The sequence below is a fragment of the Desulfobaculum senezii genome (genome assembly GCF_054657395.1).
This window is the reverse complement of record NZ_BAAHYU010000002.1, coordinates 1,722,156-1,747,893: the sequence shown is the minus strand read 5'-3', so window position 1 is coordinate 1,747,893 and position 25,738 is coordinate 1,722,156. Positions and strand designations below refer to the sequence as shown.

Below are 25,738 nucleotides of genomic sequence, written 5' to 3'. Positions count from 1 at the left end.
CCCGGCGGCCTCTAGAGCATGTCTCTTCCGGCGTTGAAGGCCGCGTAGTTGGCGGCCCAAATGGCGGGCGTGGGGCTAACCTTCTGCAAGGCGGCAAGCCACAGTTCGGCCGGGAATTCCTTCCACGGTCCAAGGGTGCTCATGGCGCCTATCATCACCACGTTGGCGCTGCGCCCTGCGGTGTCGCCAAGCTCCATGGCCTTGCCCAGCACATCCAGATGCACAACGTTGTAGCCGTCAAGGGCGGCGCCGAGTGCCTCGGCAGAGGGGTAGTCCTCGCGCCCTGCGCCGTAGGGGAGCACCTGCGTGCCTGCCAGCAGGATGGTGCCGTCCGGGCGCAGCATGTCGAGGAAACCGGGGCGAAGCACTTCGCTCTGCTCCATACTCACCAGACAATCCGCCGTGCCGGGCAGAAGGATGGGGGAGCAGACCTTGCCGCAACTGAATGTGGAGATGACCGGGCCGCCCATCTGGGCCATGCCGTGGGTCTCGCCCTTGACGACGTTGGTGTCGTCGTATCCGGCCAGGAAGGCCAGCTGGGTGAGAACGCGGCCAAAGAAAAGGTTGCCCTGACCGCCCACGCCGCGGATTGCGACGGCGATTTTTTCCGGAAGGGTAAGGGACGAGAGGTCGGGCGTCTCTACCGATTCGGGGGCGGCGGGCAACTGTGGCTTGGCGGATTGTGATTTGTCAGACTTCTTGAGGGGCGAAATGGCCCCAACGGGACACATCTGCGAGCAGGCGGCCGTTTGGCTGACGCAGCCCGTACACAGGTTGTTGAAGGAGGGCAGCCCCTCGTCGTCGGCCTGAATGCCGGGGCAAATCTGGCACATGCCGCAGCGCTTACACAGCTCTGCGTCCACGGTCATCTTGGTGCCGTAGGCGGATTTGGGGACCTTGCGGATGCAGGTGCCCTTGACCACAAGGGTGGTCAGGTGGCCGTCTTCAGCGTCCTGCAGGGCGGCGGTCAGGGCTTTGCGGATGCTCTTGCGGTCATAACCGCTGACTTCCACAACCCGCGCGCCGTGGGCTTTAAGCGTGTCCTGCAAATTGAATGTATTGGGCGTGCCAGCGAGGTTCTCGGGCGAGGTGGGACCGGGCTGACCACCGGTCATGGCGGTCCACTCATTATCAAGTATGACCTTTACGCCCGGAACTTGGTGAAAAAGGGAATTTCGGGTACTGTCAAGGCCGCTGTGGCACTCCGTGCCGTCGCCGAGAAGGCTGATGCATTTCGAGGCCTTATCCGGATTGGAGATAACGTACCCGGCGCGGTTGCTTTCGCTTGCGCCCATGGCTACGCAGGTATCTACGGTATCCATGAAGTACAGCAGCGTGTTGCAGCCGATGTCGCCGAAGCAGGCTTCAATTTTGCCCTTCTTGCGCAGGCTCTTTACGGTTTCGCCAAACAGGCGGTAGGGACAGCCCGCGCAAATCATGGGCGGCCGGTTCAACGGCGCGACGGACAGGGACTTCTGCTTGGGAAGCTCCAGCCCCAGCGTCTGGGCTACGGCTTCTGGCGTCCACTCCGTGCGGGTGTCCGTCGGCGCCTTGCCGAGGACGGAGAGCCCCGCGCGCTGCAGCTCTTCCTGCACGTAGCGGTAGCCGTCTTCAATGACGTACACCGGGCCGTCGATGGCCTTGCAGAATTCGGCGATGCGGTTCATGGGCAGGGGGTTGGTGAAGCCGAGGGACAGGATGTCCATGTCCACACCAAGGGCGAGCTTCGTCTCGCGGACCATGAGTTCCGTTGCGCCGTAGGTGATGACGCCGAGCTTGCCGTTACCCTTCTCCCAGCGGTTCAGGGGGCTGTTTTCCACCATCTCGATAAGGCCGGGCATGCGCTCCGTCAGAACGGAATCATAATGCCTGCGGGCGGTGACGGGCAGGGTGTTGAAGGCCTTGAGCGGAACGTCCGGGACGAGGCGCTCGCGAGTTTGCTGCTCTTTAAGTCTGACAAGACCTTCGCTGTGGCACAGGGTGCCGCTGGGCATAACCACCACTGGGGTTTTGAACTCGCGGCTGATGTCCGCCGCAATTTCCGCAACCTCGTGCATTTCCTGATGGTCTCTGGGTTCGATGATGGGGGTAAAACAGCTTTTGATGAAGGGGCGCGGGTCCACAAGGTGCTGGGTGGAACTGGGCGTAAAGTCCGAGGCCACATAGTACACGAGCGCGCCGCGCTGCTTGTCGAAAAATGCTGCACTGCTGAAGGTGTCGCCTGCTTGGTACAGGCCGGGAATCTTCATGGTGACAACGCTGTCCTCACCGGCGAGGCTGTGTCCGAATCCCACGGCCGTTGCCGTGGCTTCGCTGACGGACCAATGCGTGGAAATCATATCCTGAACATGGCGCAGGCCCTTGTCGATGACTTCAGTGCTGGGCGTTCCGGGGTAGCCGTCCACGGAGTGGATGCCCGCCCGTACGCAACCAACGGCGAAGGCGATGTTGCCCTGCATGACCACAGCGTCGCCAGCTGGTCTGGTACAGAACTCTTTAATGGGATTCATGACTCATTCTCCTTGAGAAGTGGCGCGTTAAGAAATCGTAGCGTGAGCCCGTGATCAGCTTGTGTTGAGTTCAGGACTATTTAAAGTATGACTTTTTGTCAACGGGCTGACAGTTTTTTTGTGATTAATATGCTATTTTTTCCATACGATATCCGAACTTATTTAGTATGGAATTCACGAAAAGGCTTTAATTCCGGGAGGTTATAAGAAGAGTGGTGGCGGCTGTGAGGATGGGCAAGGCATCAAATTAATTGTTTGACATAATGCCTATGATGTATCAGTTTACACTGGAAGGAGATTGACATGTCAGAGAAAAGCACGGTGGAGGTGAAGGTGCGCAGCGCGACACGTTGCGATGATATTGTGGCCTCGTTGAAGCAGGATATTCTGCTTCAAAAGTATGTCCCGGGGGACCTGCTTCCAAAAGAGGAAGAACTGGCGCACAGCTTTGGTGTGAGCCGCCCGATGGTTCGAGAGGCTCTCAGTATTCTTAAGACCAAAGGGTACCTCATTTCAAAACGCGGAAAGAATGGTGGGACGTTTGTCCAGAATGTGGTGGAATCCAAGGAAATGGGCAGTGTGTTTGAAGATCTCATCCTCATGGGGCGCATGAAGATAGAGCATCTGCTCAGCGCGCGCCTGCTTATTGAGCCCGAAGTGGCCCGCCTTGCCACCATGAACGCAACAACAACCGATCTGCAGCATCTGTCAGACCTTAATGAAAAGGTGGCAACAGGCGATGACCTCGCAGAAAAGACAGACAACAACATTGCGTTTCATGTCTACCTTGGCAAACTCAGCGGAAACCCGTTCTATGAAGTCTCCATAAGGAGTTTTATGAACTTTACCCGCATGTTTTCAGAGATGGTGGATTTTACCGAGCCGTACGTACATAACGACAAGGCACATAAGGAAATATTCCAAGCCATGATGCGACGCGACCCGCATCTTGCCTTTGAACGCATGTTTGTGCACGTCTCCAGCATGAAGAATGCTCTCACTTCGCAGGAGCATCTGTACCGCGACGTGCATTTCTCGTAATTTGAGTTTCGTATATGGAAGGGAATACGGGAGCAGGCTCTGCCTGTTCCCGTATTTTTGTTCTTTTCACAGCCTCGCCCCGCACCGTAGACGCAGTGGCGTTATACATCCCCATCGTCAAAGTATGACGTTATCCCTATAAACGCACCCATATTCCCCCGCGTCCATTCCCCGCCCGCACTCCAGCCTTCATATCACGCCATATCCGCGCACAACAGCAGGGCCTTCGCCTTCCGTTCGTTGGCCTTGTATATGGCTACAGAGTCAGAGAAAACGCCCTGTTGCGCAGTAGCACGTAAGGTATGGATTGACATATTTCACGTCCGCCTCCACATCGTGCACGCTGTGCCTGTTGCCATCCAGAATGCAGACTTGAGGGCGTCGCAACGTCTTTAATGTCAGACTTCATGCGGAGAGATTTGCCTCCGGCGGGTTAAGGGAATGATTCCCTTAACAATCCTCAGGTTTTTGGGTGCGGAAGCCGCCCCCAAAAAAAGGGCTTGCCCATGGGGCGGGAGTTGTCAGGGGTGACGGCAGTCCCCGCTACGCGCACCCGGCCTGTGCGCACGCAGGATTCTTAAGGACGGGAGTCCTTAAGCCACCGGAGGTAACACACGTGCGACACAAGCACACGGTTGGAGAAAGGCCGCCCCCAAAAAAGGGCTTGCCCATGGGGCGGGAGTTGTCAGGGGTGACGGCAGTCCCCGCTACGCGCACCCGGCCCGTGCGCACGCAGGATTCTTAAGCAATCGTATTGGCAATCAAGCGTTAAGTGCAGGATCCCAAGGTTTTCCCGTCCGTAAAATCGCATTACAAATCACGAGAAGCTTCCTTGCACAGGCAGTGAGGGCGACCTTTTTAGGTTTGCCCGCATCGCAAAGACGCTGGTAGAAGGCTCGAATTGCAGGGTTCCAGACAGTCGCTGAGATTGCGCTCATGTAAAGGGCGCTACGTACTTTTATTCGCCCACCCCAAACGCAGCGTTGCCCCGTTTTCTTGCCGCTATCCCTGTTGAATGGAGCCAGGCCTGCCAGAGAAGCTGCTTGCTTCGGCGTTAACGTCCCCAACTCAGGAAAGAAAGCAAGAAGAGTCGCAGAGGTTACAGACGAAATCCCTTTCATGGTTTCAAGCAAAGTTGCCTTGTCACAAAAATCTTTGTCACTGAGAATGTGTTTCTTGATTTCAAGTGACAAGCTCTTTTCTTGCGTTCTCAGAGTCGCAATAACGTCTTCAATGTAAGGGCGCACATCAGACGAAGCTCGCTGCAAGCGAACGCGCTCCCGGGAAAGGATTTCGACGACCTGCCGGCGACGGTTAACAAGAGCTTCCAGCTTACGCTGAGTTGCCCGGACTTTTTGATTTTCCCGGACAGGGACGACTTCCCCAAACTGAACAAGAACAAGAGCATCAATACGATCCGTCTTCGCCAACACTCCGAGGCTCCGGGCAAAGTCACGCACACGGCGAGGATTCACAACAGCGACGGGAATGCCTTGCTCCATCAAAAAATCTGCGGCGTCAGACTCATATCCACCTGTCGCTTCCACGATGACGAGCTCAACATTATGCGCTTCTGCCGTCTCAACGATTTGCTGAAAACCCAAAGGGTTATTTTCAACAGTGGACGTGCTGTCGTCACCAGAAATGGCGACATCAAGCTTGGCCTTCGATACGTCAATGCCCATGGTGCGTTTCATCGTAGTTCACTCTTCCTTGCAAATTCGAGCTTTGTGCTCTAACAATCATTCGAGTTTGTACTACATATTGCGGCGACCCAGCTTAAGAACGAGCTCGTAACTCAAGGGCGTACGGTCTGCCGCAACAGCCGCCTTCATGCCAGTCATGGAGGCGGCTTTCTTTTTTCTCCGCCTTTGGCTTGAGGGTCAATATACAAGGACGGGAGTCCTTAAGCCACCGGAGGTAACACAAGCGTGGCACCAGCACGCGGTAGGCCACACCCGGCGTCACCTGACGCCGCGTCGCGTCGCGCCGCGCTGGGTCTTAGCGGGAGTCTTTGGCGATGTCGGCGTAGGTAGCTGTGGTCAGGGCGAGGAGGTCGCTTGGGGCGAGTTCGATGTCCATGCCTCGGCGTCCGGCGCTGACGAAGATGGTGTCGTACTGCTCTGCGGAGGCGTCGATGACGGTGGGCAGACGTTTCTTTTGGCCGAGGGGGCTGACGCCGCCGAGAATGTAGCCGGTGGTGTTCTGGACGGCTTGCGTGTCCGCCATGGCGACTTTCTTGACGCCGAGGTGCTTGGCCAGCGCCTTGAGGTTCAGATGCTGCAGCACGGGAACGATGGCGACGACGAGGTCCTTGGTGCCGTGCGCGGTGACGAGCGTCTTGTAAACGCGCTCTGGGGCTACGCCCAGCTTCTCCGCGGCTTCCGCGCCGTAGGACGTGGCCGAGGGATCGTGGTGATACTCGTGAATCTGAAAGGAAATTTTGGCTTTCTTGGCTGCTTTGATTGCGGGAGTCATGACGGTGCTTGTGCGGTGGTTAGGGTGAATGTCCGGGGCCTGTGTAGGGGCCGTATAGCGTTTTTTGCGACGGCTCGGCAAGCAGGTGGCACAGGCCGGGGGCGAGAGGGTTGTGCCGCGTTTTGGGCCGGATATGTATGAAAATGTGCTCATGAAAGCATTTGGGGGATTGGGGCGGCATTTTGCGGAGTAATAATCAATACCGCAATGATTTCAGGCTTGATGCGTTGTGATTGTTGATATAGGTTGCCGCGTCGTAAATTTTCAATCGTAAGGAGTGAGTATGCAGCGTTATTTTCTGCTGGCGTGCTGCCTGATTACCGTTGTGTTGGCCTCTGGCTGCGCCACGGTGTCCAAGCCGGATGTCCAGAAGGTGCCAAAGTCGAAGCCGGTGGTGAGCAAGACCATCCAGGCGGAAAAGGCCTCGCCGTACAAGGGGCTGAAGCGCAAGGTCGCCATCGGGCGCTTCACCAACGAAACCAAGTACGGCCAGAGCTTCTTTATCGACAAGGACAACGACCCCATCGGCAAGCAGGCTGTGGACATCCTGTCTGCCGTGCTGCTTTCCACGGAGAAGTTCATCCTTCTGGAGCGCGCGGACCTGTCCAAGATTTCCAAGGAGCTTGAGATGGGCGACGCCTCGCCCCTGAAGAACATGGCCGACTACCTGATTGTTGGCTCTGTGACGGAGTTTGGCAGAAAGGAAGTCGGCAAGGTCGGCATCTTTAGCCGGACCAAGGAGCAGGCCGCCTTTGCCAAGGTCCACATCCGCTTGGTGGACGTGCGCACTGGCGAAGTCCTGTACGCGGAGGAAGGCGAAGGGTTGTCCTCGTCCGAGGCTGGCTCGGTATTTGGCGTTGGCGCGCGTGCCGGGTACGACTCCACCCTGAACGACAAGGCCCTTGAGGCCGCCATTGTGAACCTGTCGTCCAACGTTATTGAGAACCTGATGGACAAGCCGTGGCAGAGCTACATCCTGACCAAGGCCGATGGATACTACGTAATTGGCGGCGGTGCGACGCAGGGCATCAAGGCGGGTGATACGTTCCGCGTGATGCGCAAGGGCAAGACCATCACGAACCCGCAGACCAATATGCCGGTGACGCTGCCCGGAAAGGAAATCGCAACGATTCGTGTGGTGACGACGACGGGCGATACGCCCAAGAATGAAGTGTCGTTCTGCGAGGTTGCCAGCGGCTCCATCGCCAAGGGCGCGGACTTTTCGACCCTGCTTGTGCAGGAAGCCAAGTAAGGATGCGTTTGATTATGAAAAAGACACTCGTACTCATCGCTTGCGCTGTGGCGCTCTCGGCCCTGTGCCTTGGCGGCTGCGGCTATAAGGAAGGCACTGTTTCCCCGGACCCGAAGGCGTACTTGTGGTTCACGGGCGAGACGGAAGGCGTGCAGGCATACATCGACGGGCAGGGGCCTGTGGAGCTTGGCCCGCATTACTATACGGATTCCATGGGCAATAAGCGGGCAAAAAGCTCCGAAGTCCATTACGAAATCGACCCCGGCAAGCACACCATCCGCTTGGTCCGCGACGGCCAGACGATTTTGGAACGCGTGCTGCTGCTTGGCAACCACACCACCCGGGAGATTGAGGTTCCGTAATGAAAGCGACCACGATTGCTGTTTTTGCCGCTGCACTGAGCATCCTTATGCTGGCTGGCTGCCAGAAGACCGGAATTTACTACTGGGGCGATTATTCGGAAACGTATTATCAGTATATGCAGTCTCCTACCGAAGAAACGCTGGCGACGCATGTGCAGAGCATTGAATCCGTTATCGAGCAGTCCAAGAGGCTGAATAAGGCCGTTCCGCCGGGCATTTATGCGGAATATGGCTACTATAAGCTCAAGGCCGGGCAGACCGACGAAGCCGTGAAGTACTTTACGCTGGAAAAGGAACTGTATCCGGAATCCCGCATCTTCATGGAGCGCCTTATCGCCAAAACGCAGACCCACGAGGGCGACGCCGAAGAGCAGGTAGCCGCCCCCGCTGGCGAGGAGCAGAGCGAAGCTGGAACGGTTGCGCAGACCACTCCCGCGAAAACCACGGCAGAAGCACCTGCCGCCGAGAAGTAGGGGAGTGATGTAGAATGAAAATGCATATGTCTGTACGGCTTATGGCTGTGGTCCTGTGCGCCGTGCTCCTTGGCGGCTGCGCCAAGACGGTGACCAAGCAGGACCGCTTCCCCGGTATGTATGAGGAGGAGCCGACGTCCATCCTTCTTCTGCCGCCCATGAACCAAAGCACGGCGGCGGACGCCAAGCAGTATTACTCCACCACCATTCAGGAGCCACTGTCCCAGAGTGGGTACTACACGTTCCCCATGCCGATTACCGATGAGATTTTGAAGCAGGAGGGCGTGTACGACACCGAGATGCTGTACAACCTGCCTGTGAATAAATTTAAGGAATACTTCGGCGCGGACGCCGTGCTGTTTACCACCATCCGTAAGTGGGACCTTGTCTACATGGTCATCGCGGGGAATCTGACGGTGTCCTTTGATAGTGAAATCCGCTCCACAACGACCAACCGCGTGCTGTGGAAGTACAACGGCACCGTGGTGGTGGACCTGTCCGGTGGCGGCGGCGCGGATCCCCTCTCGCTGGTGCTAAAGGCTGTTGTGACGGCGGTGAATTGTGCGGCGGCGGACTACGTTCCCTACGCCAAGCTCGCCAACTACCGGGCCTACGCGGCGCTGCCTGTTGGCAAGTACCACGCCCGGCACATGAAGGACCAATCCGACAAAATCATCGACCAAGGCGCGGTGCAGCAGCCCAAAGCGGCTGAATAAACCACGCCCGGATACGAGAGCAAAGGGGACGCACCATGCGTCCCCTTTTTTTGTGCATGCCCGCGCCTTGGGCAAATGCCGCGTCTGTACAGCGTCCCTGTGCTGCTTCCTGCTTCCCCTCTCCTCGTCCCGATTCTCCTTCATCTGCCCGCATGATGTGGTACCCTGTGCACAAGTGCCCATGCACAGGATGTGCAGTGGGTTGCACATATTGCACATCCGTGCAGTCCGCTTGTGTTTTAATTCTGACTATAATAGTCGGGAATGAGGGCGTTTTCTGCCGCTGGCATGGATATTGGACTTTGGACGCCAAAGGGAGAGATTATGAATGTACTGAAAATATTGTCGAATCCGGCGGCGCGGGGAGGGGTTTTTCTTGCCCTGTGCGCCGTGCTCCTTCCTGTGCTGGCATCCGCACAGGAGGAAACCACACCCCCGGCTGACGCCGCCAAGGTGGGCCAGAATATGGCCGGGCGCGGGGAATTGCGCGAACTGCGCGCGTATCTGATGGAAGCCGCGGAGCGCAATAATGAGCTGCGCGCGGCGTTTTCGTCGTGGCGTGCGGCGGTGGAGCGGGTGACACAGGCCGAAAGCCTGCCGGACCCGCGCCTGAGCTTTGCCTACTACACCACGCCGCTGGAAACGCGCGGTGGTCCCGCCCGCTATAAGTACGGGCTGTCTCAGTCGCTGCCATTTTTTGGCAAGCTGAGCCTCAAGGGACAGGTGGCCCTGCGCGAGGCCGATGGCCTGAAAGCGAAGTTCGACGCGCTAAAGCTCGCAACCTTCGCCAAGGTGAAAAAGGCCTACTACGAGTACGCCTACCTTGCCCGCTCCATTGAAACCACGCGCGAAGCCATCGAACTCATCAAGTACATGGAGAAGATTGCCACGGTCCGCTACACCGCGGGCGCCGCCGGGCATGGCGAGGTGATCCGCACGCAGGTGGAGCTTGGCAAACTGGAGGACCGCCTTCGGTCCCTGCGCGCCCTGAGCAGGCCGCAGGCCGCAACGCTGAATGCGTTGTTGGACCGGCCCGCCGGGGAGGACATCCCCTTGCCGCCGTCCGTCCCCGTGATGCGCATCACCGAAGAGAAAGAAGGTCTGGTGGCCCAGCTGTCCACCCAGAATCCCGAGCTTGCCTACTGGGACACGGTGACGGCCAAGGAGGAAGCCGGGAAGCGCCTTGCCGAGCGCAATTACCTGCCGGACTTCACCTTTGGGCTGGAGTCCACGGAGGTGGACGACTCGCGCAGTCCCGGCATGACCGGGGGCGGCCAGAATCCGGTGATGGTGTCCATGTCCGTGAATGTGCCGCTGTGGCTGGATGCGCGAAAGGCCGCCGTGGATGAGCAAAGCGCCAAGCTGCGCGCCGCGCGCCGCAGCCGCGCCGGGTTGGAGCGCCAGCTTCGGGCGGACCTGGAATTGGCGCTGTACAACTACGAGGACGCAGGCCGCAAGATAGACCTGTACAAGAAGACCCTCATCCCCAAGGCCAAGCAGGCGCTGGGCGTGGTGGTGGAGGCCTTCATGACCGGGAACGGCTCCGCGCTGGACCTTATCGACGCGGAGCAGACCATATTGGAACTGCAGCTTGCCTACTACCGCGCGGTGACGGACCAAGCCCAGCGTATGGCGGAGATGGAAACATTGGTGGGCAGAGAGTTGCCGTGCGAGTTCCACGGTTCCCTGCTCCCGCAGGACTGATAACCACTGTGCTCCGGCTCAAGCCCCGGAGCGTGTGAAGGATAGAGAGTATGTCTGTAATGGGTTCAAAACGACGCATCGCCGTGGTGGCGCTGGTGTTGGCGGCTTTTGCTGCGGGCTACGTCCTGCGTGGCGGAGACGGCTCCGGCCCCGGAGTGGGGCGTCAGGACGCACAAAACGCCACCCAGAGCCACGAAGGCCACGGCGTGGACGTCAGTGTGACGGAAGAGGGGGAGGTCGTTTGGACCTGTTCTATGCATCCGCAGATTCAACTGCCGGAGCCGGGCAAATGCCCCATCTGCTTTATGGACCTTATTCCGCTGGAGCGCTCCGGAGATGGCGACCGCGCCAGCCTGCGCGAGATTGCCCTCTCGCCGGAGGCGCGAAAGCTGGCCGGGATAACTGTGGACGAGGCGCGGCGTATGGACGTTGCCGTGCAGACCCGCATGGTCGGCAAGGTGGAGTACGACGAAACGCGCGTTGGCAACATCACCGCATGGACCGGGGGCCGCATCGACAGAATGTATGTGGACTACACCGGCAGCGTGGTCAAAAAGGGTCAGCCCATGGTGTCCATCTACAGCCCGGAATTGCTGACGGCGCAGGCCGAGCTGATTCAGGCCATCAAGGCCGTGCGGGAATTGCAGGGCAGTTCCCTTGACCTTGTGAAGGAGAGCGCCGCGCGCACGGAAAAGGCCGCGCGGGAAAAGCTCCGCCTGCTGGGACTGACGCGGGCGCAGATAGACAAGGTTGCACGGCGCGGCGAAGCCAGCGACCACATTACCCTGTACGCCCCGCAGGGCGGCGTGGTCATCGGCAAGGATGTGAACGAGGGGCAGTACGTGAAAACCGGCGCCAGCATCTATTCCATTGCCGACCTTTCGCAGGTGTGGGTGGTGCTGGAGGCCTATGAAACGGACCTGCCATGGGTGGATATCGGCCGCATGGTCGAGTTTCAGACCAAGGCCTACCCCGGCAAGGTCTTCAGCGGCGAGGTCGTCTACATTGACCCGCTGGTTAACGAGAAGACCCGCACCGTACGCGTGCGCCTGTCCGTCCCCAACCCGGACGGCAGTTTGAAACCCGGCATGCTGGTGCATGCCACACAGAAGAAACCCGGCGCGGACGAGGACGGCGCCAAGGCGCCGCTGGTCATTCCGGCATCTGCGCCCCTCATCACGGGCAAGCGCGCCGTGGTGTACGTGGCCGACCCCGCGCGTGAGGGCGTGTTTGAAGGGCGCGAGGTGGTCCTTGGGCCGCGCGCCGGCGAATATTACATCGTGAAAAGCGGCCTTAAAGCCGGTGAGCACGTGGTGACCAAAGGCAACTTCAAGATTGATAGCGCGGTGCAGATTATCGCCCGCCCCAGCATGATGAATCCTGAAACCCCGGCAACTGCGGCAGGCGAGGTGCCGCCGCTGTTCGCCTCCAAGCTCATTCTGCTGGACAAGACCTTTACGGACGTAAAGCAGGCCGTTGCATCCAAGGACCTCAGCCAGACCCACCTTGCCTTTGGGCGCTTTAACAAGGAACTGCGTCTGATTGATGGCAGCGACCTTGAGGGCGACGCCGCGCGCATCTGGCGCGAGTATTCCATGCGCCTTGGCAACGACGCCATCCTTGGCGCGGAAGCCGCCACCGAGGAGCGCTTGGAGCACATCTTTGCGGAGATGCAGGGGCACTATGCCGCTGTGCGGGCGGCCTTTGGCGTTGGCTCCGCGGAGCAGGACCTCACCGCGCCGCAGGCGTTCCGCACCGGGCTTGGCGAGGCCTATGCGCATTATGACGCGCTGGCTCAGGCCCTTGCCGAGGACGACACCGACGGCGCAAAAGCCGCCGCCGCACGCCTTGCCGAGGCGCTGACCAAGCTGGACGCCGCCACCCTGAGCGGCCCCTCGCACGCGGCGTGGACGCAGGCTCTTGCCACCATGACAGGCGGTTTGGACACCATCCGCGACGCGCAGGGGCTGGTGGACATCCGCGCCGGGTTTGAGCCGGTTTCCGCCGGGCTGACGCAGGCCGTGCAGAAGCTGGGCGTGGCCGCTGATGGACCGGTGTACGAGATGTTCTGCCCCATGGCCTTCGACTACGAGGGCGCAACATGGCTCCAGCGCAATGAAACCGTGCGGAATCCGTACTTCGGGGCGGCCATGCTCCGTTGCGGCGAAGTCACCCGGCAGCTTGCGCGGTAGGGGAGGGGAAGCATGACACACAAAAACGACTCCCCCCTTGAGGCGCGAACACTGGCGGACAAGGTTATCCGCTTCTGCTTGGAGCAGAAGCTGGTGGTTATGCTGCTGGTGCTGTTTACCCTTGGCTGGGGCGTGATGGTTGCGCCCTTTGACTGGAACGTGCGCGACATGCCGCGCGACCCCGTCCCCGTGGACGCCATCCCGGACATTGGCGAAAACCAGCAGATTGTCTTTACCCAGTGGCAGGGGCGCTCCCCGCAGGACATGGAGGATCAGGTCACCTATCCGCTCACCGTGGCGCTTTTGGGCATTCCGGGAGTGAAGACGGTGCGCAGTTATTCCATGTTTGGCTTCTCCACCATCTACGTCATCTTTGATGAGGATGTGGAGTTCTACTGGTCGCGCTCGCGGTTGCTGGAGAAGCTCAACAGCCTGCCGCCGGGCACGTTGCCGCAGGACGTGCAGCCCACCCTTGGGCCGGACGCCACCGCACTGGGGCAGGTGTACTGGTACACGCTGGAAGGCCGCGACAAGGACGGCAACCCCACCGGCGGCTGGGACCCCGACGAACTCCGCAGTATTCAGGACTGGTACGTGCGCTACGCACTGCTGTCTGCCGAAGGCGTGAGCGAGGCGGCCTCGGTTGGCGGCTTCGTCAAGGAGTACCAAATTGACGTGGACCCGGACGCCATGCGCGCCGCCGGGGTGACGCTTCAGGATGTGTTCTCGGCTGTGAAGGCGTCCAACCTTGACGTTGGCGCGCGCAGTATCGAGGTGAACAGCGTTGAGTACCTCATCCGCGGCATCGGCTTTGTGAAGAAGCTGGGGGATATTGAAAAGGCCGTCATCAAGGTGGTGAACAACGTGCCCATCCGCGTGTCGGACGTGGCGCGGGTGTCACTTGGCCCTGCGCTGCGGCGCGGCGTGCTGGACAAGGGCGGCACCGAGGCCGTGGGCGGCGTCGTGGTGGCGCGCTACGGCGAGAATCCTTTGCAGGTCATTAAAAACGTTAAGGCCAAAATTGACGAGATATCCCCGGGCTTGCCCTCCAAAGTGCTGGAGGACGGCACGGTCAGCAAGGTCACCATTGTTCCCTTCTATGACCGTTCCGGACTGATTGGCGAAACCCTTGGCACGCTGGATACCGCGCTGACGCAGGAGATTTTGATCACCATCCTTGTGGTGCTCATAGCGGTGATGCATTTGCGCAGTTCGCTGCTTATTTCTTCGCTGCTGCCTATGGCGGTATTGATGTGCTTTATCGCCATGAAGCTCTTTGGCGTGGACGCCAACATCGTGGCGCTGTCGGGCATAGCCATTGCCATCGGCACCATGGTGGATATGGGCATCATCATTTGCGAGAACATCCTGAAAAAGTTCGAGCATGCGCGCGCCGGGGAGGGGCGGCTCGGCCTCATCTACAAAGGCGCGTCCGAGGTGGGCGGAGCCATTATGACCGCTGTAGCCACGACTATTGTCAGCTTCCTGCCCGTGTTCGTCATGGATGGGCCAGAGGGCAAACTGTTCAAGCCGCTGGCCTACACCAAAACCTTCGCCCTTATCGCCTCCATCATTGTGGCGCTGACCGTGCTCCCGGCCCTCGCGCACCTCATCTTCCAGCGCAGGAAGAAGCCCTGCACGCGCTTTGGCGAGTGGATGCGCTGCGCGCTGATGCTGGCCGCCGGTGTGACGGTGAGTGTGCTGGTCACGTGGTGGCTGGGGCTGCTGTTCATTGTTCCGGCGGTGCACAGGCTGATTGGGCCGACGCTTCCGCCGCGCGTTGAGCGCCTTATAGGCTACAGCGAGAACGTTGGCGTCATCCTGCTGGTGGGCATTGTGCTTGCCGAAAACTGGATGCCCCTTGGGCCGGAGAAGGGCGACCTGCGCAACATCATCTTCGTGGCCGGACTTATCGGCGGCGTGATGCTGTTTTTCCAGCTGTTCCAGCGAGGGTATCCCCGCATGCTGCGCTGGGTGCTGGACCATAAGGCCGCGTTCATGAGCTTGCCGCTTCTTCTGGTGGCCTTTGGCGGCATGATTTGGCTGGGCGCCGCGCCGCTGACCTCGTGGATGCCGGACAGCGTGCGTGCCTCGCGCCCGGTGGCGGCGCTGACGCATGCCTTCCCCGGGCTTGGCAAGGAGTTCATGCCCCCGCTGGATGAGGGCGCTTTCCTGTACATGCCAACCACCATGCCCCACGCCTCCATTGGCGAGGTGCAGGATGTGCTTTCCAAGCAGGACATGGCCATCCTTGACATCCCGGAGGTAGACACCGCCGTGGGCAAGCTGGGCCGCGCGGAAACCCCGCTGGACCCCGCGCCCGTGTCCATGATTGAGACCGTCATCAACTACGCGCCGGAGTACCTTGTGGACGACAGCGGCAACCGTTTGCGGTTCCGTTTTGACCCGGACCAAAAGGACTACTTCCGCGCCAAGGACGGCACGCCACTGCCCGCAGGGGACGGGCTGCCTTACCTTGTGCAGGGCTACTTCCCCCGGGATGGCGAAGGCCGCCTGATTCCGGATGCCGAGGACGGGAAGCCCTTCCGCGTTTGGCGCAGGGCGCTGGACCCGGCGCTGAACCCCGGACGTGACGCATGGCCGGGCATCCAGACCCCGGACGACATCTGGCAGGCCATCACCGATGCGGCAGAAATGCCGGGAACGACATCCGCGCCGCGCCTCCAGCCTATTTCAGCGCGCATCGTCATGCTGCAATCCGGCATGCGCGCGCCCATGGGCATCAAGATCAAAGGCCCCAGCCTTGAGGCTATTGAAGGCTTTGGCCTTGAACTGGAGCGGCACCTGAAGGAGGTCCCCGCCATCCAGCCCGCCACGGTCATTGCCGACCGCATTGTGGGCAAGCCGTATCTGGAAATCGTTATCGACCGTGAGGCCATTGCCCGCTACGGCATTAAGCTGACCAAGGTGCAGAGCGTCATTGAGGTGGCGCTGGGCGGCAAGGTGCTGTCCACAACAGTGGAAGGGCGCGAGCGGTACCCCATCCGCGTGCGCTATATGCGCGAGCTTCGCGACAGCATCGAGTCGCTGGATACCGTGCTGGTGGCCGCGCCGGGCGGGGAGCAAATTCCCCTGCGCCAGCTTTCGCATGTGCGCTATGTGCGCGGCCCGCAGATGATCAAGAGTGAGGACACGTTCCTCATCGGCTATGTGCTCTTTGACAAGAAACCCGGCCACGCGGAAGTGGACGTGGTGGAAAACGCGCGGGACTATCTGCAAAGCCTGACGGACTCCGGCGAACTCACCGTGCCAAGCGGCGTGTCCTACGAGTTTGCGGGCAACTACGAGAATCAGGTCCGCGCGCAGAAGCGGCTGTCCATTATTCTGCCGTTGGCGCTCCTTGTCATTGTCATCATCTTGTATCTGCAATTCCAGTCCCTTGGGACGACGATGATGGTGTTCTCGGGCATCCTTGTGGCGTGGTCCGGCGGCTTTTTGATGATATGGCTGTACGGACAGGAGTGGTTTTTGAACTTCTCCGTGTTCGGCATCAATATGCGCGACCTGTTCCAGGTCGGTCCCATTAACCTGAGCGTGGCCATTTGGGTGGGCTTTCTTGCCCTGTTCGGCATTGCCTCCGACGACGGCGTCATCATGGCGACCTATCTGGACGAGAGCCGCACCCGCCGCGACATGTCCTCAACCACGGCCATCCGAGACGCCATTGTGGACGGCGCGCGGCGGCGCATCCGCCCGGCGCTGATGACGTCGGCCACAACCATCCTTGCCCTTATCCCCGTGCTCACATCAACGGGCCGGGGTGCGGATATCATGGTGCCCATGGCCATACCGTCCTTTGGCGGCATGACCATCGCCATTTTAACTGTTTTTGTTGTGCCGGTTCTGTACTGCTTTGCCGAAGAAGTCCGCCTGCAAAGGCGCCTGCGGAAGGCTGGGGCAGATGCGGAAGCGACAGAACAGAATGAACCCCAAACCACGGAGTAGAACGAAATGAAACGTATGACCCTTATCGCCCTGACCATCGCCCTTGGCGTGCTGACCGCCGGATTTGCCTTTGCCTCGTCCCATGGCGGACATGACGGCCACGGAGAAATGAACGGCAAGGCCGACATGCACCAAGGCATGATGACCATGGAAAAGAATCTGGACATGATGATGCAGGACGTGGAGGCCATGGTGGACGCCGCCATGGATTCCCAAAATATGAAGTCCATGAACAAGCACATGATGGACATGCACAAAGGCATGATGGAAGTGCAAAAGGCTGCGGAGCAGTCCGGCCACGCCATGATGCAGAAGGCCATGAAGAAGGTGGACAAGCACATGATGTCCGCCATGAAGGGCATGGGCATGATGAAGAAGGACCGCGAGTCCGCCATCCCCATGATGAAGGATAGCCTGCATAAGATGAAGGGCGAAGTGCAGCAGATGCAGCAGATGATGGACATGTAGCGCCTAAGTATGGCGCATATCGCGTGACGCGACGCGTCCTGAGAAGGCGAGGCCCCACGGTGGTGGGGCCTCGCTCTTTTTGTTGGGATGCGGCTAGAGGCGCAGCATGCGGGCGTTAATGGCGACGATGACCGTAGACAGTGACATCAGCACCGCCCCGGCGGCAGGATTCAGCACAATGCCCCACGGGGCCAGCACGCCCGCGGCCAGCGGAATGGCAAGGGCGTTGTAGGCCGTGGCCCAGAAGATGTTTTGCAGCATCTTGCGCCGGGTGCTGTGGGCGAGGGAGATTATGGCAGGCACGTCACCGGGGTTGCTCTTCACCAGCACAAGGTCCGCCGTTTCCATGGCAACGTCCGTCCCCGCGCCAATGGCGATGCCGACATCCGCCTGCGCAAGGGCCGGGGCGTCGTTGATGCCGTCGCCCACCATGGCGGTGACAATGCCCTTGTCCTGCACCTTTTTGACCTTGTCGGCCTTGCGGTCGGGCAGCACCTCGGAAAAGTAGTCGTCCAGCCCGGTCTCGTGCGCCACGTTGTAGGCGGTTTTGTCGTTGTCGCCGGTAATCATCATGCACTTGATGCCCATGGATTGCAGCTTTTGGATGGCCGGACGTGCGGTTTCACGCACGGCGTCGGCAAGGGCAATGGCTCCGGCGGGCTGGCTGTCCACCAGCACATGCACAACAGTGCCCTCATGGTCCAGTGCCTTCTGTGGCAGGTGCTGGGCGGGGTCAATGTCCTGTTCTTCAAGGTATCCGGGGCTGACCACGGCAACATTCGCGCCGTCCACCGTGGCGCGTGCGCCTTTGCCCTTGATGGCTTCAAAGTTTTGCGGGGACGCGGGAGTGATGCCGCGTTCCTCGGCGGTGGCGGCAATGCCCTTGGCAATGGGATGCTCCGAATGCCCCTCCACAGAGGCGGCAAGGCGCAAAACGTCGTCCTCTTCGCGTCCGTCCACAGGGTAGACCGCGTCAACACGGAATTCGCCAAGGGTGAGGGTGCCGGTCTTGTCAAAGAGCACCGCGCCGATGCGCCGCGCCTGCTCAAAAGCCGTCCGGTTGCGGATGAGGAAGCCATGTTGCGCCGCAATGGATGTGGACACGGCGGCAACCAGCGGAATGGCAAGCCCAAGGGCGTGCGGACAGGTGATGACCATCACCGTCACCGTGCGCTCGAGGGAAAACACAAAGTCCCGCCCCGCAATGCCAAACCAGAACAGCAGCGTCAGCGTGCCCGAGGCAATGGCGATAATGGTCAGCCACAAGGCCGCGCGGTCTGCAAGGCTCTGGGAGCGGGACTTGCTGTCCTGCGCCTGCCGCACAAGGGAAATCACCTGCGACAGGTAGGAGTCGTCGCCGGTTTTGGCGACCTCGACGGTGAGGGAGCCTTCGCCGTTGACCGCGCCGCCGATAACGTCATCCCCCGCGCGTTTGCTCACGGGCACGGATTCGCCGGTAATCATGGCCTCGTTGACGGAAGATTCCCCCTTGGTAATGCGGCCGTCTGCGGGGACTTTTTCGCCGGGCTTAATGATGATTTCGTCGCCGGGGGCAAGGTCGGAGACGGGGACGTCCTCAACATCGCCACCGGATGTGCGCCTGTGCGCCGTAGACGGCAACAGCGCCGCCAACTTCTCCAGCGCGGACGATGCCGCCATGACGGAGCGCATCTCTATCCAGTGCCCCAGCAGCATAATGACGATGAGGGTAGCGGCCTCCCAGAAGAAGGTCTTGCCCGGCAGGCCAAGGGCCACGGCCGCGCTGTAGCCGTAGGCCACCGTGATGGCCAGCCCCACAAGGGTCATCATTCCCGGCGAGCGCTCGGCCAGTTCGTCCCGAAGCCCGGTGAGGAAGGGCTTGCCACCGTAGATGAAGACGGCCGTGGCAAACGCCAGCAGGGCATACTGCTCTAAGGAAAAACGGAGCATATCCCCAAGCCCGATAAGCGACTTGAATGCAGGGGACAGGACAAGGATGGGAATGGTGAGCGCAAGGCTCACCCAAAAGCGGGTGCGGAAGTCCTGCGCCATATGCTCGTGATGTGATTGGTGTCCATTCGAGTCGTCTGCATGATGGTCGTGCTTCATGATTCGTCCCGAGAGGTTGAGGTTCATAACCGAATCGTAGCCCTACGGTACAGCATCATGTGTTTGTTGCAAGGGGCTTACATTTTTGATTTACGCGCCACGCTGGAGACCTTCCACGGATTCCACTTGTCCCGGTAGGAGGCATGGAAGAAGAGTTCCATAATATGGGAATAGGTTCGGATAACGCGGAGGTACCAGCCTGTGTAAAAGGGCATGAGCGGCAGATAGATGGCCCGCTGGAGTTCGGACTCCCGGAGCGTTTGTCCGTACAGGAGGCACGCCATGAGAAACTCAATGCTGTTGCTCATGGTGTAGAGGATAATGTTTATGGTGACGACATAATGCAACACGTCCTGATTAAAGAATAAAATCTGGCCGATATATATCCACCATTTGATGTTGAAGACGAAGTTGTAGAGGATGTTGTCCACAACGGTCAGCGTATTGAAAATGTTGAAGTTTTTGTTCCGGAGCGAGAACAGGTCCTTGTGCTTGCGGAACCGAAAGCGGATGAGGGAGCGCTCCCAGCGGTAGCGCTGTTTGGTCAGCTTGCCGAATGTGGTGGGCACATTGGTGTAGCAGGCCGAATCCGGCGCATGCACAACCTTGTAGCCCATTTTGCGGATTTTGAGGGTGATGTCGCCGTCCAGCCCCGGGCCGGGGTCCCAGCCTTTGAGGCGATGCAGCAGGTCCGCGCGGAATGCGCCATACGCCCCGGAAACGATGCGCAAAATGCCAAGGGTGGATGCCACAGTACGGCCCGTGGAAAGGGCCTTCATGTACTCAATGCACTGGAGTGACGCGCACAGCGAGGCATCAAGGTTGGCAACGCGGATGTCGCCGCCAACGGCGCCGATGCGTCCATCAATGTAAAACGGGGCAATGATGCGCTCCAGCGCGTCGCTTTTCAGGTGAGAATCAGCGTCCAGATGCACGATGAACCGCCCCTTGGCGTAGCGCAGGGCAAGGTTTGCGGCGGACGCCTTGCCGCCGCGGTGCGTGTTGCGGAAAAAGCGCGTGATATGCCCCTGTTTGTAGAGGCGCTTGCAGATGTCGTAGGTGTTATCATCGGAGCCATCGTCGACGATGATGAGCTCAAAGTTTGTATAGGTTTGCTCCTGAAGCGAGGCCACCAGCCGTTGGATGTGCTTGCCCTCATTGCGTCCGGGCGAAATGACGGAGATAAGCGGACGCTCGCCAAAAAGCATCCCCCGCGCCGTTGTAAATTGCCGCGTTTGCACAAGGCGCTTGGACAGAAAGGCCATGATGACGATGCCGTCCAAAATGACGTAGCGCGTGAGCTCAAACAAAAAGAAGTACCAGAACAGCGAGAGCAGTTCCGAGGCGGAGCGCGAGGCGATGAATTCCAGCAGGTTATTCAGCATTGGCGTGGTCCATCACGCGTTTGATGAGTTCCGCGGTTTCTTCTTCCGGGTCTAGGGCGAAGGCGTGGGTGCGGATGTCTGCGTCGTCGGAGACATTGGCCTGCACCAGCGCCGAGATATTTTCGTCCAGCCGTCTGGTGGCAATCTGGGCGCCACTGAGCGGCGTTTCTGCCAGCAGGGCAAGGTAGGTTGTTTCATTGAGGGGGCTCACCACATCGGACGTACGCAGCGTTCCGGAAACGACGTCGGAAAGCTCGTTGAACACAGCCTTGGCGTTGTCGCCAAGTTCCATATGCAGGGTGCCAAGGTTGCGGATGGTAAAGTAGATAACGCTGGATTCCGACTTTTTGTAACGGCGGATGCGGTTGCGCTCTACCTCGGCGAAGACCCTGAACGTCTCAAGGTCCACAACATGCATTTTGCCTGTGAGCACCTCGCGGAACAGTGATTCCAGCCCATGCATGGCGGCGTTCTCCCCCAATGCCGTGATTTTGTAGCGGTTTATGGTTTGGTGGGTCATGTCCTCCGGTGGCGCGGAAAAGCTGCAATTAAAGCACACTGCCGAGATGTCCGGATCCTGAAAAATATGCCCGCAGTCCAAGCAGGAATAGACAAGGGAGGGCTTGTCGTAATCCGTGCCAAGGCCTGTGAGTTCGCGGCTGCATTTGGGGCAGGTCATGGCATTGCCCTGCTTGAATTCCGGCTCAGGGGCCACGTGGCCGCACCGGAAGTGGTGGACAAGGTCGTCCACCTTGAGGTTGGCGGAGTGGCAGTGCGGGCAGGTTTCGCGAAAGTTGAGAAAATTGCAGCCGCAGCGGGCGCAGGCGTAGGCCTTGTCGTGAAACTGTCCCTCTATAAGCGCCTGCGATTGCAAATATTGGAGCATTTTGGTCACGCTGATGTCGTCGTAGTCCAGAAACATAGACAACTTGGGGTAGTGGTAGCCGTGGATGGACCACACGCCACGGACGGGAAGAATATCCCCGCGCCGCACGTACATATAGCGCAGAATGCGCACGCCGAGGTTGGCGTCGTGGGGCGGACCTGCCTCGGCGCCGGATGTGGCGGACGCCATGGCGCGGATTTGGCGCAGGCGCTTGAGCCATGCAGTGAACTTTTCGCGGATATGCAGGCCACCGTAGGAACAGATGGTCTCACGCGAGGCAACTTCGTCGGCGGCCTCCACAAGGCGGGTGGAGAGTTCCGTTTCATCGCCCATGAGCACCACAGGCATGGGGTACACATCCGGCGAGCCATTCTGGCGCACCGCCGCCAAGGCAATGAGGGCAAACTCCTCCTGCCGCGCCTCAATGATGATGAGGTCCGCGTCCAAGGAGCGCAGATTGCGCACTGCGCCCGGAGTCATGATCTCGTAGTCCACCCCGTCGCACACTTTAATGTCCTTGCGGTCAGAGACCAAAATCAAACCACTCACGGTTCACCCTTATGTTGATGTCCATGCTGTCGTACTTGTGCCAGAACAGAAAGTCCTCGGTATTGGGGGCCAAGACCTCCACCTCCACGCGTGCGGGCGTGGTCTGTCCCGGATCGGGCGCGCTGGCCCGAGAGCGCGATGTGGAGGCGAATATCTCGCTGATGCGGGCGTGGATTTTGCGCCCGTCAGGAAAGAGCAAAAGCACGCCGCGCCCGGAAGCGAGATGCTTTAAGTCGTCAATGTCGAAAAAGGCGCGGATGCGCACCCGCGCACCCGTGGGGACAATGGCCATCAGGACATCTTCTTTGGTCAAAAAATCCCGCAGTTGCTTGAAGACAGCCACCACGGTGCCGCTGACGGGGGAGGTGAGAGCCGTTTCCGTTACCGGACGCAAGGGCAGGGGAACGTTTTGCGCCGCGGTCTGAAGCTGGGCGAGGTAGGCCTCCTCGTGCCGGATGTCCGCGCCAAGTTCCGAGGCGCTGTAGCGCAGGTCCTCAATGTCCCGCACCAGGCGCTGGGTCTCGGTGTTTTCGGCCAGCCGGAGTTCCAGCGCGCGTTCGTATTCCTCCTGCTGCAGTATGCCGCGAAGGCAGCGCTCCTTCTCCCGCAGGCGTGCGGTAAGCAGTCCATGGCGCGAGCGCATGCGGGCAAGATCGTTCATGGTGCCGAGGATGTCGCGCTGGATGGGTGTTACGGAGGTTACGCCGCGTTCCTCGTTCGGGTTGAGCGTCAGCGAGGCCACGATTTGCCCGGCGGAGACCTTTTCCCGCTCCGCCACGTGCACCGCGCGCACGATGCCTTCGCTTCCCGCGCCGACGAAAACGCGGGTCAGTTCCACGCGTCCCACGCCTTCAATGGTTAGGATGCGCATGGCCGCAAAGTGCGCCACATAAACAAACAGCCCCACCAGCAGTAGAATATACGCCACAGATGTCACTCTGATGAGCGGCTTTTTCGGGGGCTGCCCTTCGCGCCCGATGTTGAATCCCGACTGCTTTTTTCTCAGCTTCATGGGCGTATCCGTGCGGTGAGGTTCAGGTAGCCTTCTAGGTCATGCAGGGCAAAGCGCGCCACACCGGAGGAGTCCGCCAGTTCCGTCATGGTGGCCTCAAGGGCGGCTTCATCTTCAAAATCAGCGGGCCGCAGAGCTACAACGCATTCGCCGGGGGACAGGGTTGTGCGCTCAAGCACGCGGGCGATGCCTGCGGGCTGGGTTTTGCCGTAAATCATGACATACAGGCTGTCCGTGTGGTCAAGAAGCCCCCGCACCGTCGCCGGGGTGAGGCGCGGCGTAATGGACATGCTGAGGTGGACATGACGCGGCAGGCGCTGACGCAATGCCCGCGCGAGCGTCACCAGCGCGCGCTGATAGCGGCGGGTATTGTCCGCATAGTCCGGGAGCGTCCACGGCTCGATATCGAGGTGCACGTGCCCGGTGATGGCGGCGTCGCGGGTGATGCGCTCCAGCGCGCGGGCGTGGTTTTCCGGGTGAACCCAGTCGTTCACACTGTACATAAGCGCTACGTCGATGCCGCGCTTTTTGGCCTGCGTCAGGAATCGCGCCAGCTTGCCGGGGTGGGTGCGTTGGCTTGCGGAAACAAGGGCGCGGGTGATGTGCTTGATGCGGAACAATTCAAGAATGTAGTCATTGGGCGTGGCGTTGAACACCGTGGACCAGATGTACACGGACCGCTCGCCGCGCCGGGCTGCGGGGGCGCTGTGCCTTGGCTGCCACAGGGCAACCATGTCCGGGCTGTAGGCAAGGCCCCCCTCGGTGAACAGTTGCAGCAGGCGGCGGTAGAGGCTTTCCTTTACGCCCAGCAGTTCAATCTGCACCTTAAGGACTTCTGTTGCCTGCTTGCTGACCAGCAGCAGGTCCGGCCCAAGGCGGTCCCCGCCGGGCTGGGGACGGAGCGTGTGCGAGGCCAGCGCGCGGCGCAGGCGCTCCTTGGTGAGGAGCAGGCGGTGGTGCATGACGATGGCGTCGGTCAGCTTCTCGCGGTAGGTGCCCGCGCGCCGCAGCAGGTCGAGCCGCTGGTTGCGCCGTGTGGAGGCGAGGGCGACGCGCTCCTTGCGCATGGAGGACCGAAGCAGTCTTTCACTGCTGGAGGCTATGGGAATGCGCAGGTCCAGCCCGAGGCGGAAGTCTTCGTCCCGGCCATCGCGGTCCATCTGCGAGCCGATGTCCGAGAAGACTTCAAGGTCGATGTCGTAGGCTTTGTCGTATTTGCGGCGGAGGATGGACTCCTGCAAGGCCAACCGCTGGCCGTCCTGCGTAGCGATATTGCGTAGGCCGCCCGCGATGGCATCCATATTCAGGTCCAGCACTGGGGGATGCTGCGCGTGGGGCGGCGGCTGATACTGCGGCAACTGGTCCAGCGCATAGTGGATGGCATCGATATGGGCGGTTGTTTCGGCAAGCTCCCCCTGCGCCTCAATAACGTCATCCAAAAAGACACGCCCCGAGTGGTAGAGGGTGATGAGTTCGTCCAGCCGCGCCTGTTGGAGTAGGCGAAGCTCACCAAGAGGCCCAAGACGCAGCGCGGCAAAATGCATGGCCATGAGCACGTCGCGGTAGATAAACCGCTCGCCCTGCCGGGAGGCGTTGGCGTCCATCTGCGCCAGCCGGAATCTGTCGTGATAGTCCTGCGCCTCGCGCCGGGTATCCAGAAAGCCGTCGGCGACGACATCCCAAATGACGCCGAAGCGTATGGCGTTTTGGTCAAAGTGGTGGTTATCCGTCTGGCTGTCCCATGCGTTGTTGCGCCATGTGGCCCGCAGGTCCACGCCAAGGTCGCGCGGTGTTTCCTCCGCAAGGATGAGGAGATTGTCGACTGTGGCGTCGGTAATGCTGAGTCCGTCGCCGTCCATGGTCATAAAGTGTTCCAGCAGGACGTCGCCGTTCTGTTCATCCTCAGACGGGGCATTCAGCAGGCGCTGGGCCAGAACCAGCACCGCGTTGCGCCCGTCGAGGGGCAGAGGCGGGGGTGACGGTGTTGTGCGCTCGGCAGTCTGAAGGGGGCGAGGCTCGGACGCCGCATCACGCGGGGGCAGTGTTACGGTTGGGGCGCTTATTGCGCCGCGCGGCGCAGGCGGGGATGCGGCCCTCTTGGACGTGGGGCGGGATGATGTCGCCACTGTGGGACTCGGCCCCTCGGGCCTGCTGGGCGTGGGGCCCGCCTCGTTATGGGCCGCAGGCTCTGGCGTAGGGGCTGGGAGGGGTGAGCCGTTTGCCGCTGGCGTTGTTTTCCCCACGCGGCGCAGCTTTTCTGGGGCCGCTTGCGGCATGGACGGTGCGGCCGTGGCGGCGCGGGACGTTGGCGGGTAGAGCCGCACCTTGGGCGCAATGCGCAGGCGCTCCACCTTGATGGGCGCGTAGAGCAGCAGCCAGTCCTTCTTGCGCTCATCTAAAATGGCCGTGATGGCGGCTGTTGATGCCCGGTCCCGAAAGTCGCCAATGCGCAGGGCGTAGTACTTCCCCACCAGCTCCACGCGCAGAAGGTCATGTATGCGCTTTGGAAGTTGGGCCTTTAAGGTGCGGTACATGCTTCTTGCGCCGGATTTGTGCGAGTAGCTTCCAACTTGTATAGTGTAATATTCCCGGAGAGTTGTCGCCTGTGCAACCGCGAGGGACACACTCAGCATAAGGGAAATGCTGAGTGCTGCGG

At 60.2% G+C, this 25,738-nt stretch carries 17 protein-coding genes; 9 read left to right on the top strand and 8 right to left on the bottom strand.

The window, feature by feature from the left end:
• Positions 1-11 precede the first annotated feature (11 nt).
• A complete protein-coding gene (locus ACYQ2T_RS08530; protein ID WP_459899954.1) occupies positions 12-2,510 on the bottom strand; it encodes a 2-oxoacid:acceptor oxidoreductase family protein in 2,499 nt (832 codons plus the stop codon).
• Positions 2,511-2,813: 303 nt separating this feature from the next.
• On the opposite strand from ACYQ2T_RS08530, the gene ACYQ2T_RS08525 reads away from it, so the two are divergent.
• Positions 2,814-3,551 carry a FadR/GntR family transcriptional regulator gene (locus ACYQ2T_RS08525; RefSeq protein WP_459899953.1) on the top strand — a complete coding sequence of 246 codons (738 nt, stop codon included), beginning with the start codon at positions 2,814-2,816 and terminating at the stop codon, positions 3,549-3,551.
• 761 nt (positions 3,552-4,312) lie between these two features.
• Here ACYQ2T_RS08525 and ACYQ2T_RS08520 read toward each other — a convergent pair.
• Both ACYQ2T_RS08520 and ybaK read right to left on the bottom strand, forming a co-directional pair.
• The gene (locus ACYQ2T_RS08520) at positions 4,313-5,236 is read right to left on the bottom strand and encodes an IS110 family RNA-guided transposase (protein ID WP_459898067.1); all 924 of its coding nucleotides are present in this window, start codon (positions 5,234-5,236) and stop codon (positions 4,313-4,315) included.
• 316 nt (positions 5,237-5,552) lie between these two features.
• The gene (gene ybaK, locus ACYQ2T_RS08515) at positions 5,553-6,029 is read right to left on the bottom strand and encodes a Cys-tRNA(Pro) deacylase (RefSeq protein ID WP_459899952.1); all 477 of its coding nucleotides are present in this window, start codon (positions 6,027-6,029) and stop codon (positions 5,553-5,555) included.
• A gap of 283 nt (positions 6,030-6,312) precedes the next feature.
• Here ybaK and ACYQ2T_RS08510 point away from each other — a divergent pair, with 283 nt between their 5' ends.
• The 8 genes from ACYQ2T_RS08510 to ACYQ2T_RS08475 all read left to right on the top strand — a co-directional run bounded on the left by ACYQ2T_RS08510 (position 6,313) and on the right by ACYQ2T_RS08475 (position 17,162).
• On the top strand, positions 6,313-7,281 hold the full coding sequence (locus ACYQ2T_RS08510) for a CsgG/HfaB family protein (RefSeq protein ID WP_459899951.1): 969 nt from the start codon (positions 6,313-6,315) through the stop codon (positions 7,279-7,281).
• 14 nt (positions 7,282-7,295) lie between these two features.
• Positions 7,296-7,643, top strand: coding sequence for a hypothetical protein (locus ACYQ2T_RS08505; protein ID WP_459899950.1), 348 nt, complete (start codon positions 7,296-7,298; stop codon positions 7,641-7,643).
• Positions 7,643-8,116 carry a DUF4810 domain-containing protein gene (locus ACYQ2T_RS08500; RefSeq protein ID WP_459899949.1) on the top strand — a complete coding sequence of 158 codons (474 nt, stop codon included), beginning with the start codon at positions 7,643-7,645 and terminating at the stop codon, positions 8,114-8,116. The genes ACYQ2T_RS08505 and ACYQ2T_RS08500 overlap by 1 nt, the downstream gene beginning before the upstream one ends.
• A 26-nt stretch (positions 8,117-8,142) precedes the next feature.
• On the top strand, positions 8,143-8,832 hold the full coding sequence (locus ACYQ2T_RS08495; RefSeq protein ID WP_459899948.1) for a GNA1162 family protein: 690 nt from the start codon (positions 8,143-8,145) through the stop codon (positions 8,830-8,832).
• A gap of 324 nt (positions 8,833-9,156) precedes the next feature.
• Positions 9,157-10,536, top strand: a complete 1,380-nt coding sequence (locus ACYQ2T_RS08490) for a TolC family protein (protein WP_459899947.1) — start codon at positions 9,157-9,159, stop codon at positions 10,534-10,536.
• A 59-nt stretch (positions 10,537-10,595) separates the two neighbouring features.
• Positions 10,596-12,728, top strand: coding sequence for an efflux RND transporter periplasmic adaptor subunit (locus tag ACYQ2T_RS08485; protein ID WP_459899946.1), 2,133 nt, complete (start codon positions 10,596-10,598; stop codon positions 12,726-12,728).
• A gap of 12 nt (positions 12,729-12,740) precedes the next feature.
• The gene (locus ACYQ2T_RS08480) at positions 12,741-16,694 is read left to right on the top strand and encodes an efflux RND transporter permease subunit (protein ID WP_459899945.1); all 3,954 of its coding nucleotides are present in this window, start codon (positions 12,741-12,743) and stop codon (positions 16,692-16,694) included.
• Positions 16,695-16,700: 6 nt separating this feature from the next.
• Positions 16,701-17,162, top strand: a complete 462-nt coding sequence (locus ACYQ2T_RS08475; protein ID WP_459899944.1) for a hypothetical protein — start codon at positions 16,701-16,703, stop codon at positions 17,160-17,162.
• A gap of 93 nt (positions 17,163-17,255) precedes the next feature.
• Here the strand turns inward: ACYQ2T_RS08475 and ACYQ2T_RS08470 are convergent, their stop codons facing one another.
• From ACYQ2T_RS08470 to ACYQ2T_RS08450, 5 genes are all read right to left on the bottom strand, one after another.
• Positions 17,256-19,250, bottom strand: a complete 1,995-nt coding sequence (locus ACYQ2T_RS08470) for a copper-translocating P-type ATPase (protein ID WP_459899943.1) — start codon at positions 19,248-19,250, stop codon at positions 17,256-17,258.
• A gap of 77 nt (positions 19,251-19,327) precedes the next feature.
• Positions 19,328-20,635, bottom strand: coding sequence for a glycosyltransferase family 2 protein (locus ACYQ2T_RS08465; protein ID WP_459899942.1), 1,308 nt, complete (start codon positions 20,633-20,635; stop codon positions 19,328-19,330).
• Positions 20,625-22,070 carry a TackOD1 domain-containing metal-binding protein gene (locus tag ACYQ2T_RS08460; protein WP_459899941.1) on the bottom strand — a complete coding sequence of 482 codons (1,446 nt, stop codon included), beginning with the start codon at positions 22,068-22,070 and terminating at the stop codon, positions 20,625-20,627. Before ACYQ2T_RS08460 ends, ACYQ2T_RS08465 begins: the two co-directional genes overlap by 11 nt.
• On the bottom strand, positions 22,045-23,082 hold the full coding sequence (locus ACYQ2T_RS08455; RefSeq protein WP_459899940.1) for an HlyD family secretion protein: 1,038 nt from the start codon (positions 23,080-23,082) through the stop codon (positions 22,045-22,047). The genes ACYQ2T_RS08460 and ACYQ2T_RS08455 overlap by 26 nt, the downstream gene beginning before the upstream one ends.
• Positions 23,079-25,715 carry an SPOR domain-containing protein gene (locus tag ACYQ2T_RS08450; protein WP_459900098.1) on the bottom strand — a complete coding sequence of 879 codons (2,637 nt, stop codon included), beginning with the start codon at positions 25,713-25,715 and terminating at the stop codon, positions 23,079-23,081. The genes ACYQ2T_RS08455 and ACYQ2T_RS08450 overlap by 4 nt, the downstream gene beginning before the upstream one ends.
• Between the last annotated feature and the right edge of the window lie 23 nt (positions 25,716-25,738).